Annotated in this window: 13 protein-coding genes; 9 read left to right on the top strand and 4 right to left on the bottom strand. The window is 32.4% G+C overall.

Translation table 11 applies throughout. The features are described 5' to 3' along the window. Window positions 1–185: 185 nt before the first annotated feature. Complete coding sequence (locus HHU12_RS30210; protein ID WP_169660467.1) at window positions 186–2222, bottom strand: hypothetical protein; 2037 nt, start codon at window positions 2220–2222, stop codon at window positions 186–188. A gap of 898 nt (window positions 2223–3120) precedes the next feature. Between HHU12_RS30210 and HHU12_RS30205 the strand changes: the two genes are divergently transcribed. The 4 genes from HHU12_RS30205 to HHU12_RS30190 are packed head-to-tail and all read left to right on the top strand — an operon-like array spanning window position 3121 to window position 5984. Then, window positions 3121–3312, top strand: coding sequence for a hypothetical protein (locus HHU12_RS30205; RefSeq protein WP_169660466.1), 192 nt, complete (start codon window positions 3121–3123; stop codon window positions 3310–3312). Between the two features lie 31 nt (window positions 3313–3343). Next, a complete protein-coding gene (locus tag HHU12_RS30200) occupies window positions 3344–3886 on the top strand; it encodes a hypothetical protein (protein ID WP_169660465.1) in 543 nt (180 codons plus the stop codon). A 12-nt stretch (window positions 3887–3898) separates the two neighbouring features. After that, window positions 3899–4651, top strand: a complete 753-nt coding sequence (locus HHU12_RS30195) for a hypothetical protein (RefSeq protein WP_169660464.1) — start codon at window positions 3899–3901, stop codon at window positions 4649–4651. Between the two features lie 4 nt (window positions 4652–4655). Next, the gene (locus HHU12_RS30190; RefSeq protein ID WP_169660463.1) at window positions 4656–5984 is read left to right on the top strand and encodes a PCMD domain-containing protein; all 1329 of its coding nucleotides are present in this window, start codon (window positions 4656–4658) and stop codon (window positions 5982–5984) included. Window positions 5985–6652: 668 nt separating this feature from the next. Here HHU12_RS30190 and HHU12_RS30185 read toward each other — a convergent pair. Further along, the gene (locus HHU12_RS30185) at window positions 6653–7204 is read right to left on the bottom strand and encodes a hypothetical protein (protein WP_169660462.1); all 552 of its coding nucleotides are present in this window, start codon (window positions 7202–7204) and stop codon (window positions 6653–6655) included. A 212-nt stretch (window positions 7205–7416) separates the two neighbouring features. On the opposite strand from HHU12_RS30185, the gene HHU12_RS30180 reads away from it, so the two are divergent. Beyond that, complete coding sequence (locus HHU12_RS30180) at window positions 7417–8394, top strand: helix-turn-helix transcriptional regulator (RefSeq protein WP_169660461.1); 978 nt, start codon at window positions 7417–7419, stop codon at window positions 8392–8394. A 143-nt stretch (window positions 8395–8537) separates the two neighbouring features. On the opposite strand, the gene HHU12_RS30175 is transcribed toward HHU12_RS30180, so the two are convergent. Beyond that, window positions 8538–8897 carry a hypothetical protein gene (locus HHU12_RS30175; RefSeq protein ID WP_169660460.1) on the bottom strand — a complete coding sequence of 120 codons (360 nt, stop codon included), beginning with the start codon at window positions 8895–8897 and terminating at the stop codon, window positions 8538–8540. Between the two features lie 323 nt (window positions 8898–9220). Further along, on the bottom strand, window positions 9221–11785 hold the full coding sequence (locus HHU12_RS30170) for a TonB-dependent receptor (protein ID WP_205960032.1): 2565 nt from the start codon (window positions 11783–11785) through the stop codon (window positions 9221–9223). Window positions 11786–12554: 769 nt separating this feature from the next. Here HHU12_RS30170 and HHU12_RS30165 point away from each other — a divergent pair. The 4 genes from HHU12_RS30165 to HHU12_RS30150 form a co-directional block, all read left to right on the top strand. Then, a complete protein-coding gene (locus HHU12_RS30165) occupies window positions 12555–13400 on the top strand; it encodes an AAA family ATPase (protein WP_169660459.1) in 846 nt (281 codons plus the stop codon). A gap of 200 nt (window positions 13401–13600) precedes the next feature. Then, the gene (locus HHU12_RS30160; protein WP_169660458.1) at window positions 13601–13960 is read left to right on the top strand and encodes an ATP-binding protein; all 360 of its coding nucleotides are present in this window, start codon (window positions 13601–13603) and stop codon (window positions 13958–13960) included. A 52-nt stretch (window positions 13961–14012) separates the two neighbouring features. Further along, window positions 14013–16265 (top strand): hypothetical protein, encoded by a 2253-nt coding sequence (locus HHU12_RS30155; RefSeq protein WP_169660457.1) that lies wholly within the window; start codon window positions 14013–14015, stop codon window positions 16263–16265. Then, window positions 16243–16877 (top strand): leucine-rich repeat domain-containing protein (locus HHU12_RS30150; RefSeq protein ID WP_169660456.1); only part of this gene is annotated, 635 nt, incomplete at its 3' end. The genes HHU12_RS30155 and HHU12_RS30150, both read left to right, overlap by 23 nt.

The following is a 16877-nucleotide window of genomic DNA, read 5'->3' as shown; positions in this document are numbered from 1 at the left end:
GGTTTTTATCGCGTAACTAAGGCTATGCTCTGCAAATCTGCCTTGATTAGAATAAAAAATATTAAACTAAAATCATCCCTTTTCTTCTGTCACAGTACTTAATAACCGAAAAGAATAAAAACGCACAAGACACCATCAAATTAAGGTACCTTGTGCGTTCTTTTTTATAAAAAACAGTCAAGATTTTAAAACTCCTCGTACTCAATATATTCAGAAATATCAGCGGGGTCCTTATGTTCATAAGCATAATTCATATCCGGTCTTGCAACGCTATTGCTGTGAACTGTATACTCGTTTTTTAAATCCGTAACCAAAGGAATAATAAGCTCAGTTTTTACTGGTTCCTGATGAATCATATAAGGCGTAAGCTTTACTTTCTTCTGTATAAGTGCAGTCAGATTTTTCACCGCTTCATCCACATCTTTATTAACAGAACCAATGATTTCTATTTTATCAAACCTGCCTTTTTCATTTAAAATCATAGAAAGGAAATAATGACCATTACAGTTGTTGTCAATGCTTTCTTGAAGAGCAGGAGCATTTTCCATAACATACTTATCAATGATTTTTTGAATTGGAGAAAAATCTAATTCTTGAATTTGATCCGTGTAAGAGTAGATCTTTTGACCGTTATCCATTCTGCTTAAAAAAATCAATTTCTCATAAGAGAATTGAATATAAGTTTCACTCTGAGTATAAGGATCTTTAATTGAAAAACCTTGATTTTCAAACTCAATAGGAGTACCATTCGTTTCATTGAAAACATCAAAGTTAGGGTAGTAGAAATTCTTGTTGTACCTCTCAATCAACATTTCTACAATATGATAGCTATAGAAAATCTGATCAGTTCCAGGATAAAATACATTATAGCTCATTACATTTCCTTTTAAATCATATTGGTATTGAGCTACAAGTTTACCATTAGAATAGAAAGAAGATGTACCCGTTTTGATGTATAGTTCTTCTAAATTAGAGCCATAATTGATTTCAGCAATTTTCTTATTGTCTTGATAATAAGCTATCGTAAAAAAGCGATTATTAAATGCGGTGATAAGTCCTTTATAACCGGTTCTTTTAGAAGTGGGATGCCATGTTTTTGTAAAGTAGAAAGGTTGATTTTTAGTGTAACTATCATAGTAGCCCTTCATTTTGAAAAAACGATGCATCTTATCAGCGGTAAACTGACCTTTCTCTCGTCTAAGTTCTAAGTTGCTTAACTGACCATGGAAAGCTGAAGGGTTAGCATTTGTAATCGCTTTATCTTCCACTTGATAAGTCATTAAACCTTTAATCATTCTGCCCAAAAATGTGGACCTTTTATGATAACTGAAAACAGCATTGTCGTTCAGTTCTTTATATTGATTAACCGCTTCCCATAATTCATGTTCTGTATTGTAAATGTAATTACGAGGACGTGTTACCCCAATATTCTGTGCGTATTCATCAAGGTTATTGACCTTAAATTTATAACTTAAAACTAAAGGCTTCTTTACCACTTTTCCTTTTTCAATGATAGATTTTACCGTAAAAATGGAATCTTGAACGGAGACTAATGTTTTAAAATTCTGTGGAATTAGTGCCGTGATATACTCAGAGTCCAATCGCTTTTTATACTCTATTTTTTTATTGCTGATATGATAGAAGACAGTATCTACTTTACCGTTGTTATAAGTAATGATGCCCTTCGTGAAATTTAATCTCTTTTGATTGAGCAGAGTGATTTCAGAAGGAGAATAGATAGAATCACTGATGAAAACATCCTCTAGTGCAGCGGTATTATAAGTAGACCAATAGTTATCGGTATCTTTTTTATAAAAGAAAAGCTCCTCTTTTTTGCCGTCAGATCTGTTTGCAATTTGTTCTCCGAAAGCAAAATCACCATGGTTCATAGTTGAAACAATAGAATATCTTCTTTTGGTCATTTTTCCTTGAACATATGCACTGTAAACAATTTTGGTAGAATCTTCCCCAATAGTAACACTGTTGATTTGTCTTCCATTGATAACGCTCACTTCTAAGTCGTCAATCTTCTCCTTAAAGTGAAAATTTCCATTGATGTTTTTGATGTATCCTGAGATGATTTTCTCATCTTTCAGCCTAATTTTTCCCTTTGCAAATTCCTGAACATCGGTCTTCAAGACTAATTTTTTCTTAGGTGAAAAGTTAAAGTCTGTAATGGTACCATTCAGAGGCAATCCATTGACATCGGTTTTTATTCCCATAGAGATTTGAGAATAAGAAGAAAAGGTTATACAAGAAAGTAAAACAATAAATAATTTAATAAGTGGTAGTCGCATAACATCATAAAAATAGGACACCTTTCTACTATTAGAAAAAAATCTAAGTTTCCATTTAGACAGGAAGGTGTCAAAAGTAATTAGTAAAAATTAGGGTAAAATTAATGATAATTTGAAAATGTTTACGAAAGTTGGGGAACTTAATTGTTAAGCGACCTATTAAAGCAACTTTTTGAAAGATTTTAGTGGGTATTGAGAAATGATTAGAAAGATTATTCATACATCTTTGAACTAATTGAAACGGAAAAGTAAGGCTTCTTATTTTTGTTCAAAAAGGTTGATTATTTACTGATTTCAAGAGGTCTAAATTATTTAAAAAAAGTAATTTAAGATTTTAATGTTAATGAACTTTTATAAGTTTCCAAATAAGGAAACAAAATACCATATTTGTATTGTTAAGTTAATTCAACGAAAAATAAATACCTTTTTATTCATAACGAAATTAAAGAAAATTATTCGATCACGTTGAAAGTTAATAGTTTCTAATTAAGGAAACCAAAAGTAAATTTAACCGTTTGAAAAATTATAATAACAATCTAGATCCTTAAGATTTTGTTTTATAAAAACATTATTAATCAATTGCTGTAATTAACTAGTTTCCATTAAAGGAAACTTTAAAAAGTTACAATATGAAAAATGAGATTTTACTTCTAATGAAACGTTTTATTCAATTGATAATAACTTGGGTAATTTCAATTACCATTACGAGTTAATTGAAATAATAACGAATCATATTATCAAATAACTCATGTTATTTATAGACATGAGGTAGTTACTTATTGCTTAATTAGTTTCCTTTTAGGGAAACCAAACCAATCAAAACATGAAAAATATTCTATTTATCCTATTTATAGTTACCTACAGTTTCATTTTAATGACACAAGAACAAACCAAAGCAGGTTTTCAAATCATAAAAGATACTGTTGAACAAAATGCAACAAACAACAAGTTAAATTCTGGAAACAACAAGTCTTTTATTGAATTACTTTTCGAGACGGAAGATTCTGTAGACTAACTGTAATTACCTAATATCAATTGCTATTCCTATGTCAATCATTGTCATTCAAGCTATCGCCTCTGCTATATCTATTCCTACAGAAATGGATAATATTAATATCCATCTTCATGATGGGGAAGTGGTTTCCATTACCAAGAAGGAATGGAAGAGAGGAAAACGTTTTAGTGATGAATCAACTTTAGTCTATATGCGTGACAAAAAGTTATATGTCATCGAAAAAGAGAATATCGAATCTATACGCTATGAATCTGTAAAAACACACAACAAGACCGTTGATTTTATGGAAGAATATGCCAAGATCCAACCTCTAAAGGAAGAGGCAAAACAGTATTATCACACTAAAAAGCACAAACAGGGAAGGTTTTCTCAAGTGTTGGGAGTAGGTGCTGTTTGTGTAGGAGCTACTGTGGCACCCCTGATACTCGTAGTTTCACCAATTCCATTAGTTCAAGCCGTGAGTAGATTGAAAAAAGTTGATTTTCAATACTGCTTAAAAGGAAATGAATGGAAGGAACTGAAACAATATCACAAAGAACAAATCAAATATTTTAAAGAAAAAGCTACAATCTAAATATCAAAAATCATGAATCTTAAATCAATTTATCTAACGTCATTAATGCTATTTTTGACCCTGATCTCTTATGCTGAACCAAAAGAAAAGGAACCTTATGATAGAGGTATAACAAAGAGAACTTTTATTCCCAAAGGACAATGGATGGTGGGTGCCTCATTTAATTACTCACAGCATTATAACGACAATTATCAGTTTCTAGTCCTTGACGAATGGGACGGAAGCGGCTACAACCTTAGAGTCAGTCCTTTCTTTGGTTATTTCGTGAAAGATGACCTTGCATTAGGCGGGCGTGTAACTTACGCAAGAAAGGGTTTGAGCATTGATAATCTAAACTTGGATCTTGGTGATGATATCAATTTATCAATAGAAGGAATGAGTGACGTTTCCCATATGGTTTACACTACATTCTTTATGAGAAACTATATCAGTTTGGGTAAAGGAAATCGCTTTGGGTTATTTAATGAAGTGAGTTTATCTTATGGTTATGGGCAATCTAAAAGTTTGAATGTGGAGAACGCTCCACACGATATTGTGGGGGTACATTCCACTTTGCACGAATTTAATATTGGTATTTCACCGGGTATGGTTGCTTTTCTAAATAACAACTTGGCTTTGGAAGTAAAGATGGATGTCATTGGCTTCAACTTCAAGAATACAGAGCAGGTGGAAAACCAAGTCAGCACAGGTTCCCGTACCACCAGCAGTGCCAATTTCGATTTGGATATCTTCTCATTAAACATTGGTCTAACTTTATTTATCTAATCCTATGAAAAACATTATTCTACTATTAATTGTCACTTTAGGCTTAAGTGCCTGTATCAAAAATGATATTCCCTATCCTTATGTTTTTGGTGAAATCATGTCCTTTCAATTGGAAGAGCAAAATGGTAATGCAATAATATCGGAAGAAAATCAGACAGTAGAAATCAGGGTGCCTTTTGGAACTGACCGCTCAGCATTGCATCTGAAAACCATCGAAATGACGGAAGATGCAACAATAACTCCAGATCCTTTTGAAGTGACGGATTATACGGAAGATGTGGTCTTTACAGTATCAACTTATCAAGATTATGAATGGACAGTTTCCGTAATAGAAGAGGATTTTGATATTATTTTCAATGCCTTTGAGATTGAAGGACAGATAAGTGCTGCTATCGATCAGAGTAATCATACCATTGATGTTATTATAGCTGACGAGATGGATATTCGTAATCTTACGATAAAGACGTTTGATTATTCTCCATATGAAGTCGCAGTTGTTCCTTACCCATTTGATGTGAGAGATTTTTCATCAGAAGTTGTTTTCATTTTTGATGAGATAGAATGGACTGTGAAGGTCACTTATCAGGATGGAGAAACTGAAAGAATAGGTGATCAGATTTTGTACTCAGATTTTATGACTTGGTATTATGGTGGTCGTAAATCAAATGAATCGAACAATAGTAGAAAATTCTTTTTACCTGGTGAAAATTTTGAAGGAACACCTTGGAGAACCGGTGATGTTGGGGCGGCAGATTTGATTATCCCGACAGGTGTAAGAACAGTATACCCGTCACCTTCGGAAGAGGAATATGAATACACTACCTTAAAAACCACTTCAGCTTTAGGAGTAGTGGCTGCAGGTTCTCTTTTCGTAGGGGACATTCAAGGGAGTGGATTGACCAATGTAAGGACAGATTTTGGAATACCATTTACGGATAAACCCAAAAGTTTTGAAACTTCCATCCAATATATGCCGGCACTGTATGACGGGAATATGGATCAATGTGATGTATATGTATTGCTTCAGGTGAGAGAAGGTAGTGGAGATGACGAAAAACGTTATCGTTTAGCTACCGCTTGGTATAGAACGGATGAAACCATGAGTGCTTTTGAAACCATCAAGATGCCATTCCTTTATGGTAATCATAACGATTTAGAACCTTTTATGATGCCTTCTTCTTCCAATGAAAGGATGCCGGAACATGGGTTTGCTCCTTCTGACCAAGAACCTACACATATTATTGTCGTGTATTCATCGAGTTTTGATGGGGCCAATTTTAGAGGTGGAGTAGGGAGTGAATTGAGAGTAAAAGAATTTGAATTGAAATATTAGTAGTAACGTAATTCATAATAAATCAAGTAGATGTAAAGTAGAGATTTTTCAAGATTTGATTTTATAGTGGCAGGGTTTTGCTCTGCTACTATTTTCCAAACTCAAAATATGTAGTAAACAATTTATAGTCATAAAGGGAAATGTATGTTTCCTGACAAAATGTAGGGCGTTTTACACCTGCTTTTTGGTAAGTACTAGGACAGGAATAATCGAGTGTTTCGCACACCATAGTTAAAACTATGGGTAGGTGATACTTCAACCTAACTCAAGACTAAAGTCTTGAAGGTTGATAACGGAGGCAATACTTTAGTGTTGTCGGAGTCAATATCAACAGCCCATGACTTCAGTCATGGTACACGAGATTAATGTTTCATTTCTTTTGTTCTAGTACTTAAATGAAGTCTATTAAATATAGGATATACAATAGGAGAGGTATACAGTTTTACCGCATACCTCTTTTTCGAATTACTACAAATAATTCGAGAGTAAAATTAATAATTGGTTTTTATAACCTTTTAATTAAGGGGTAAAGAAGGGATACTTTGTATTCCTTTTTTTATTTATTCAAGTTGAAAAAATTGTCAATTAAAAAAAAACTAGCACAGAATTGGGAACAAGTTCTGCACTAGAAGCTTTCATCTAATTTAATATAATATGTCAAAAAAATACTATCCAGAATATATCACTTTGTTGGTGAAGTTCTCGGCTAAGTCTCCAGTTCTTGATATGATGTTTTCTATGTGTTGACTATTTTTATTCATATTTTCTTTAGAAGTCTGATTCAGATCGTCTAGTTTATTTTTCCCCATCTGAATTAGAATTCCTAAATTTTCATGTAACTCACTCACCTTATGAATTGTATTTTCATACAGGTTATTCGTTTCAGGAATTCCATTTTCTTCCGCCTCATTTTTTTGATCAACGTGCTGTTTTAGCACTTGAAGCACCTTCTCATTATTTTCATCTGTAAACTCTAAAATAGATTTATTAATGACCGTCAAATGATCAATTAACTCTTCTGACTTTACATCCATTTCAGATAAATTTTCTAATGCATTAATTTCTCTCTGTAAAATAAAATCATTAATCTTCAGAGAAGACTCAGCTTGAAGGTCTTGTTTTTTATCGTCCAGTTTTTCTTTTATTTGTTCTAATTGTTTTTGAAAGGTGACAATCCTCGCTTGCGTTTTTTTAGTCGCATTTATTACTGTTTCAATCATGATGTTTTTGTTTTGTTGACTTTACAAAGGTGTTTAATCATCATGGAAAAGAATCATGATTTTTGATACAAGATTATCTCATTTTGATATTATGCTGTTAAAAAGAATAAAAGATAGATGTTAAACTATAATTGAAAGATTTAAAAGATATAAAAGGGCTTTTTTATGTTATATTTAACTTGTTTAGTGTTAATCATAATTAAATAGAAGCTTTGGAGGAACTACATATTTATTCCAATAACTTCAAACAAATATTTGAAGATCTTAGTAGTATTGAGGGTTATGGACAAGATAAAAATCAAATTAAGATAAAGAACGAGGGAGGGAGTATCGAAGCCAAAGGGTATCAAATTAATGATGAATTAGAGATTACTTATTTCGAAGGTTTTCTTTCTAAACCGTTGAAGTTGATCCGAAAACAACAGAAGGAAAATGCTTATGTAGTTGTATTCTTTTTGACGCCATTTAGCCTTACCAAAGAAATCAGTGATAACGCTTTTACCATTCAGCCTAAAAAATACTGGTCCAATCTGAAGCGTGATGAGGTATTTTATTTTGATGCAAATATTCCTGTCCGATTTGTTACAATCAAACATTCAACATCTTTTTTGGAGAAGTACAATATCAACAATCACTCTTTTATCAGTCAGTTGATCGAAACTCAGGAGCCTTTCATTATTTATGAAACCATCTCGTTACAATCTTCAAAAGTTTTAGAAGAAATCATGAATTGTGATTTCCATAATGAGTTGGATCTGCTGAAACTGGATTATCTAACGTATCAATTGCTTTATATTTTTGCGAGTAAAGTAATCCACCGGTTTGGCATTCAAACTTTACCTCAAACCTACTCGGAAATTGATTTAGAAAGAGTGTTCAAAGTGAAGGAGTTTATAGAAGAGAACTGCAGTGAAATGACTATTTCCCCTAAAGAAATTGCAGAACAAGCCAACTGTAGTTATAGCAAAATCAGAAAACTATATAAGGAGATAACGGGAGATACACTTTTAGAAGCAATCAACAACAGTAAACTAACGAAAGCACATCAATGGTTGAAGTCTGAAAAGTATAATGTTACTGAATGTACCTATAATTTAGGTTTTTCGAGCATCACTCACTTTGGGAAAATCTTCAAAAAGAAATATGGGTATTTACCCAGTGAATTATATAATAAAGGTAGTTTTGAATGAAGAATGAAGAATGAAGAATGAAGAATGAAGAATGAAGAAAGCGTGCATTGCGATTTTTAAGGTTATGTTTTTTATCGACAAATAAAAAAGTCATCCAACTTCTTTTTGAAATTGAATGACTCTTCTTGATTCTCTAATTTTTTCTACTTTACAAATTGATGGTATTCAACAATCTTAGTTCCATGCGTGATATATAAGTATTTCAAGTTGTGGTGTCTATCAAAACCTGTAGAGTACTTATAATCTTTATTGTAAGTTACGGTGTATAAAACCTCAGTTTTATTCTCTATTAGAATGTCTCCGTTTTTATATACACAATGTAAATGACGTTGGTGATTGTCTCTCAATCGTTTGTTGATTTTAAGGACAACCTCTTCTGGAGTGTTGTTTTTAGTACTGATTACAGTCTCAGTTTCAGTTCCTGCAACTAGTGGAGAGAGGTGGAATCCCATGGCAAAAATAGAAAGTATCACAAATACAGTAAAGGGGGTAATGATTCTCATGTGTAAGGGTAACTAATTGATTGTTATTGTTGATTTTCAATGTAAATTAAATAATTATAAAATCAAAAGGTATGTAATATTATTTCGTGAAAATAACTTAATAATATAATTTATACTAGGTAAGTATATGAATAAAAGAATATATGAGAGGTCTTTTGTACTTTTATGAAGTCTTTATTTTGTTTCCGAAATGAGAATTTTATTGACTATTTTTAATATTAGGCGAAAAACTTACATCTGCCTTATTTTATGAAAAATGTAAAAAAGCGTACCTTTTTTTAAAAGAAGATACGCTTTTTGATTTACACCTTACTATTTCTATACTAAAAGCTCATTTTAATGCCAATAGAGTAAGTTCTGCCAATACCCATATAGTACCCGTTTAAGGTTGGTTTCCCTAAACTGTTTAAGCTTCCTTGACGACCTTGCACCGCATATTCAGTGTCAAATACATTGTTTACTTTAAAAGTTAGCAAGCCATTAAATTTACCTAGCTTAAAACCATAAGTGGCTCCAAGGTCGAGCAAATCATAATTGGGCATCTTATACATAGTTGCATTTTTATAAGCTGGATCATTTAGTTTTGTAACATCATAATCTGCATACAAGTCACCGTAGAAGTTCCAATCTCCCATTATTCTTAACCTTGGCAAAAGTTCATAAGTCACCCCAATTGCGGCAGTTGTTTGAGCAGAATTGCCAACATGTTTATTCTTCATGAACACATTTACTTCATCTATTTCATTTTGTTGATCATCATAAATTTTTACATTCTCAAGATTATTCAACCATTTCCAGTCACCTACTGAAACCATACCTGTAATAGTCAGTTTACGCGTAGGTTGCCAAACCGCATCCAGCTCAATTCCTTTATGCAAGGCATCCACTCCTAAGAGGTTGGCAGTGTAAGACTGTCCATTAGCATCATACACTGTTTTGGTGAAAGCTTTGTCCTTCCATAAAGTGTAGTAGGCATTGACATTTACCTTAAAGCCTCTTGTTCTAAAACCATATCCGATTTCACCAGAAAGTATTTTTTCATTTTGAGCTTTTTTGTTGATATCGTTTTTATAATTCAAAAAGACGGCATTCATAAAGGGTTGACGAGAAATAAATCCACCGTTGATAAAGACATTATGTTTGTCATTAATATTGTAGTTAGCACCAGTCTTAATAGATCCGCCAAAAAAGCTTTGCCAGTCTGTCTCATTCGGTCCATTTTTATACTTGAAGTAGTCAATTCTTTTATATGCCTGATGAGAGGCGGCGGCAGACATAAACCACGTTAATTTGTCTTTAGAGTATTCAACTTGACCGAATAAACCTTGCCATTGTACAATTCCATCATTATCGTACCCCATCTTGTCTCCAACACCTAGTTTTCTAGGTCCAGTAGATTGATTAGAACGGTCTAAATAGTACGAATTTCCCATTAAATCCTCAACAGTTTGATAATGTTGACCTCGATAATAACGTAAATCCAAACCTCCAGTAATTGTCCAGTGATCGTTCACTCTGTGCGTTAAAGTAGAAACCGCGCCCGTCCATAAGTGATTGTTATTTGATTTATAAAAAACACTAGAATATTCACCGTTAGAATTATTAAACTGCTCCTGATTTGCTTTCTCGAAACGGTCGAAATCGATGAGGCCATCACTATTTCTAAAGTCATTAATATTTAATCTTTTGCCATAAGGAGCATTTGATGTAATTCCCGTTCCACCTCCTTGACCTATAGAAACATAAGCCGTTGTAGCTAGATCTGTTTTCTCATTAATGGTCCAGTACCAGTTCAATGACATTTGAGGTTTATGGTACGAATTGACATTCATATTGACCGCTTCACCATTCCTGTAACCCCAGTCAGCATTGTATCTTCTTCCATAAGTATTGTACTGCTCATCTGTAAGATAAGTTCTTCTTTGACCGTGCTTTTGAGGAGCTCCGAAAGTGGTAAAAGATAGGGTGTGTTTATCGTTAATTTTCTTCGCAATATTTAAAAAGTAAGAATAACCTTCAAAAGGAGTTCCATTTACATAGCCATTGCCGGATGTTCTTGAGAGGGATGTTGTAACTGCCCAGCCATTTTTCATCAGGCCAGTAGATAATGTGACACCCGTTTTGAAGTAACCATCATTTCCGAGGCCCATAAAAACATTGCCCCCTTTTTTAGCATCTGTTGCTTTGGTAATAATATTGATAGTACCGCCAACAGATGGAACAGCCAATTTCGAAGCACCCAATCCTCTTTGCACTTGCATTGTTTTAGTCACATCGTTAAGACCTGCCCAGTTTGACCAATACACTTTACCATTTTCCATATCATTGACAGGGACACCATTGATCATCACCGCTACATTTTCAGAATCAAAACCACGAAGGGAAATCCTTGAGTCACCAAAACCGCCGCCTACACTCGAAACATATACTCCAGGTGTAGATTTTAAGACTTGAGGGAAATCTTGATTACCCACTTTGGTTTCAATATCTTCAGCAGAAATAGAAGCGGCCGCAACAGGAGTTTTACGATCGATGGCAATAGAAGCAAGTACTTCAACCTCTTCGAGACCAATAGCATCTGATTCCATTTTGATCGTTCCCAAGTCAATAGGCTGTCCATTTAAAGTGACATTTTTTTCAACAGATTGCATTCCGACAAACGAAATCAACAGGGCATGATTTCCTGCCTTATCGGTTTGAAAGGAGAAGCGACCTTCATAATCTGAAATAGCTCCAGTTGTTGTATTCACTATAGATACATTGGCACCAATAACAGGTTCATTATTTGATGCATCAACAAGCTTTCCTTTAATGATTGTTTGCGCAGAAACAGCACAAGATAATAGCATTAATAAAGCTACAATAAAAGTTGTATTCTTTTTAAACATTGTAGTTACGATTGAAAATGTATTTAGGTTAAATTTTTATTTCGGTCGCAAAACAATACTCACAATGTGAACTCAATGTTTATGTTTAAACTCGTTGGCTATTTTTAATCTTAATTTAGATGAAATTGAAATAGTAGGTTACACACTATCAGATGACCTTTGAAGAAGCTTTAAAATTTACATAAATAATATAAAATGAAGCTTTTTGGTAATTATTTTATCCCTTTAGAAAGGAGATGTGTTTGGTGTTCATTTCATAAAAAGGACTCCAATCCCTCTTTTAGAAATTAGACCTTCAACTCTTATTGACTCTAATCAATATAGAGGAATAAACTGTAGTACATTACTAATAATGATTATGTTGTCAGTAAAGTAAAACGCAATAGTAGACTTTTAATTCCCTTTAATAACATTATGTATTTGTTCATGATTAGGTAACCTGCTTCGTCTTTTTTGAAATAAACACCGTTGTAGAGATAAAAAGAAAGGTGAGATTTTATGAATTAGATTTTTTTAGGACTTAAAGGCTGAGAATTTAATGTTGAAAAGAATAAAAAATCAACCTGCCAATATAACTGAAGGTTTTTAGAAAGTAAATGGTACCTGATGTAATTTAGCTTACCTCGTTCGCAATATGAAGTGACCTATATCTGAAAAATATACATTCAACGTCTTTCATTTCAAGGAAAGAATTGTATTTTTGTATAACTAAATTAATAGCTTAAGTAAACAAACAATATAACTAAACCATAAATCTGACTAATTTTATATGCAGACTATACAAAACAAACTAAGTATTCATGAAGAAATACTTCATGAAAGATGTGAAATTTTGAAGAAAGTAATTTCAAATCTTTTTTCAAAAAGGAACTATTCAATCGATATTTCACCTTTAAATTTAAGTAGCAACTTAGGTAAGCTATCTCACAATTATAATCTATCTTTTGAAGAAGAATTGTTAATCATATTTGCTTATGCAAGCGAATATCATCCAGAATACTTTCTAGAATTCATTGAAGGTTTTAAACAAGTAAACTTTAGAACAAAATTTGGAGGATATCTAGAGAAGGAGAGAGAATTTTTCACCCCTACTCTTAAAACCTTCTTAATGGTTTGTCTACCCAAAAAGGATAGAACAGAGTTTCTTCTAAAAGTCACTGATAAGTCCTTTGTCTTAGTCAAAGATGGTATATTAAACTTTAACCATTATTCTAAAAGCAATGATAATTTACTAGATCGTATACCTAAAATATCCAATAACTTTATTGAGTACTTGCTAGGTGGAACAGCACCTAGACTAGATCATGAATTTGACTTTCCGGCGACGTTGGCAAAGACAAAATTATCATTTGATAAAGTTATACTCCCCATAGAGACAAAAGAAGAATTGGGTTCTTTAGAATTATTACTTAAGCTTAAACCTCAATTAAAACAAAGGAAGGATCTAAAAAGCTTTATCAAAACCAATCAAATTTTTGTCTTTACAGGCTCTCCTGGTACTGGTAAATCACTAACTGCAACTACATTAGGTCAAAAGTACAATGTTCCAACCTACACACTTGATATTTCTCGAGTTGTTTCTAGGTATGTCGGTGATTTTGAGAAGGCTATGTAAAAAGTTTTTACACGACTAGATGGCCACAATTGTATATTGTTGAAGCTGATTCCATTTTCACAAAAAGAAATGAAAATGAGGCTAAAGATAAATATAGCAATCAAGAAATGTCTTATTTGCTTTAAAGATTAGAGACTTTTGACGGAATTGTAATTTTAGCCAGTAATGTCACTGATATAAGAAATCATGTAGACAAAGCCATGTTACGTAGAGTGAACCATATAATAGAATTTCCATTTCCACTTACAAAAGAAAGGTTAAAACTATGGCAAACTTCATTACCTGATGGCTTTGTGTATGGAGAAGGCGTATTGGAAAAACTAGCTTCAAATTATCAATTATCAGGTGCTAATATTAGTTCTATTATATCTGAAGTTCTGATTAAGTTAATTGATGAAGGAAAAACAGAGCTCTCATTTGAAATAATCGAACCTTATCTCAAAAAAGAATTTTATAAGAGGGATTCAAGTTATAGAATTTGTCCAGATAATGCCCCAGGTGCTGCATTAATGGAGCAGAGGTTAGGACGTAGTTCAGTTCATAGTGGCATGAGAATGTAAATTGTTCAACACATATTTTCAAGTTTAATCACAAGCAAAAAAACTATTTCTTATGAATAAAGAAAAGCAACATTATTCTGAGTATGAAGAAGATGATCATCAATTTGATTATAATAATATCGATACTGGAGTAAAGGATTTAAATTTAGAGCATGCATTAGATGATAATGGTCCTATTTATAACACAAAATACAATAAAGGACAATGTTATTTTGAAAACCATTATGTTACTTACTTTCCTAAGAAAAATGAATCCTATCAAATGGTTGCAGATAAGTTTAAAACAACTGTAGCTTATTTGTTTTCGATGAATGGGGGGATGAACTCAAATCCAGAAATAATATCATTTGGAAATATTAATGAAATAGCAAAGGAATCTAATTCTAGTCAAGGAAAGTTTGATAGTAATATAAGTAATTATATTCAGGATGGTTCCAAAAGAAAATACTTCTTGGAGCAACTAAATATTGCTAAAAAATTTAAAATCTATAGTGATTTTGATCCTGCAGCCCCGACTAAGATACAGCCTTATAATCCTGAAATGACTGTGGATATGTTTCAGGCATTATTTCCTGATGAAAAAAGTAACAAGGCAGTATCGGAAGCAAGCATGAAGATAGAGGTTGAAATTAATCAAAGGTTTAATATCATTTTTACTGTTGGAGTGCAAGGAGGGTTTGGATTGTCTGGAAATGTTACTGATGACAGAAGGTTTACTACCTCTTTAAATTGGGAAGTGGGAGTGAAAGGAGGTTTAGATGTTGGTGTTGCAAATGCCAATGTGGGGTTGAAAATTGGAGGGTCCATCGGTTTATTTGATCAATTAAGTGCTAGCTTTGAATCTATTGAACATTTTTTAGCCCATTTTCATAATAGTTTAAGAATACTAATTGATGATAACGAATTAGATCCCAAACGCTTTGGTTTAGATAATAACTCATCATATTGGAGCAGTGCTAAAAAAGAACTATCCAAAGGATACACTTCAGTTGACAAAAATCATATAGCAGGAAGTTTTGATGCTGAATTAGGTATTGGTGATGATAAATTAGGTATTGGAGGTGAATTGAAAAAAGTAAATATAACAAGAACCAGAAAGAAAGGAATAAATAAAATTGGACAGAGACAATCTGAAAATACGGATGAAATAGATCATGATTATTTAAGCAAAAAAAATAATAGTGAGGATGTATATGAATGGTCAGGCGGAGTAAATCTTTCTATTCCTATATTTAAGGGCTTCTCAGTAAACTCCTCTTTAGAATATTTAAAGGTTGTCAATGACGCAAATAAAGATAACGATGGTGAATATTGGAACCTTCAGATTGAACTTCCAATAGCTAGTGAAAAATATGAAAAAATAAGGAGAGACCCTAAATACGTTGGAAAGGGCAAGGAAGCAATTGAAATAACTAACGAAACAACTACTTTCATTAATAGTTTAATAAAACATAAAGATACGTTAGGTAATGCTCTAAGAGGGGTCAAACAAGGGGCCTCAGCCTTGACAAATCAACTAAGTACCGTTCTTACCGCTGCATTTTATCACAAAAAAGAAACTGATGGTTATGTTGAGCAGCTAATAAAACAAAAAACAAGTGTAACTGTTGAAATCAATAGTGTTGTTGAAAATGGTGATTTGAATCTTCAATATATTAGGTTTTGGTTAAATAATGAAGCTTCAGCCTCTTCAAGCAAAGATGAAAAAGGTCAGAATAATGCTAATAAAGTTAAAGCTGCGGTTACAGGTACTAGCAGAATCACTTTTGGTGAAATTGTAATGGAAGACACACTCAGCTACATTAGTACAGTATATAATCAAATGATGTGGGAGGCAAGAGACCCCGAAAAACAAAAAGATCTTGAGGACCTTCTTAAAGCTTCAAAGAAAGAAAGGCTTGAGGACGAAGAGAGTTACAAAAAGTATGATAGCTTAATCACAACAAAATTAATTGCTTTAAGAGCAAACACAAATTATTATAGCTGTGGTGATTGGGAGGGTTACAAAAACTCTCATTCCTCTGCAATTGAAGGAATAAAGAATAACTTCTTAGAAAAATTCAATAAACATTGGGTGAAATTAAAGATGGAATATGATGAAATGCCCCATACAATAATGGGCTTTAATATTCTTAGACATTTTGGTAGAACTAAAGAAGAGATAACAAATTCATTAACAACTGCTAGATTTGGAGATGAGTCTGGAAAAGTATTACTAAAAATGAATCTTAAAGAATTTGAAGAATTAGTCTTATTTAAAAATTACTTAGAAAACAGAAGCCATGCGTCAGATTATTGGAAATAGCCAAATCTTAATAATATTATTTTTACTTTTAGTCTCGTGTGAAATTAAAAGTGCAGAAAATCATGATGTTAAGACTCCATTTATGGAGAGAATCAAAAATAAATATCCAAATGCAAATATTGGAGTTGATGATAGTGGAATGTATTGGTTATCTTTTTGGGGACAAAGGGATTCACTTGATAATTGGTTTCATTATGTTGAAGATAAAGAAGACTCTATCAACAAAATATCTTTTAGATATTATGATAAAATTTCAACAGAAATATCTCATTTGAAAAAATTTAAAAAACTTGAAACACTTATTATCAATGAATGTAATCTCAAGGAGATTCCTTCTTTTATATTTAAATTTCAATCCCTTGAGAACCTTAATTTAAAATTTAATAATATTTCTGTTATACCTAAAGAAATAAATAAATTAGATAAACTAATACACTTAAAATTAAGTTCGAACCATATAAAAAAAATACCTAAGGAGATAGGAGATATTACTTCTTTAGTAGAATTTACTATATCTTATAATTTGATTGAAGAATTACCAAATGAGATTAGTAATCTGAAAAATTTAGAAGGATTATCATTAAGTAATAATCCAGAATTAAAAAAACTTCC

The organism is Flammeovirga aprica JL-4, from assembly GCF_012844305.1.
GTDB lineage: Bacteria > Bacteroidota > Bacteroidia > Cytophagales > Flammeovirgaceae > Flammeovirga > Flammeovirga aprica.
Note: the sequence above shows the minus strand (reverse complement) of the source record. Positions and strands in the feature narration are given on the sequence as shown.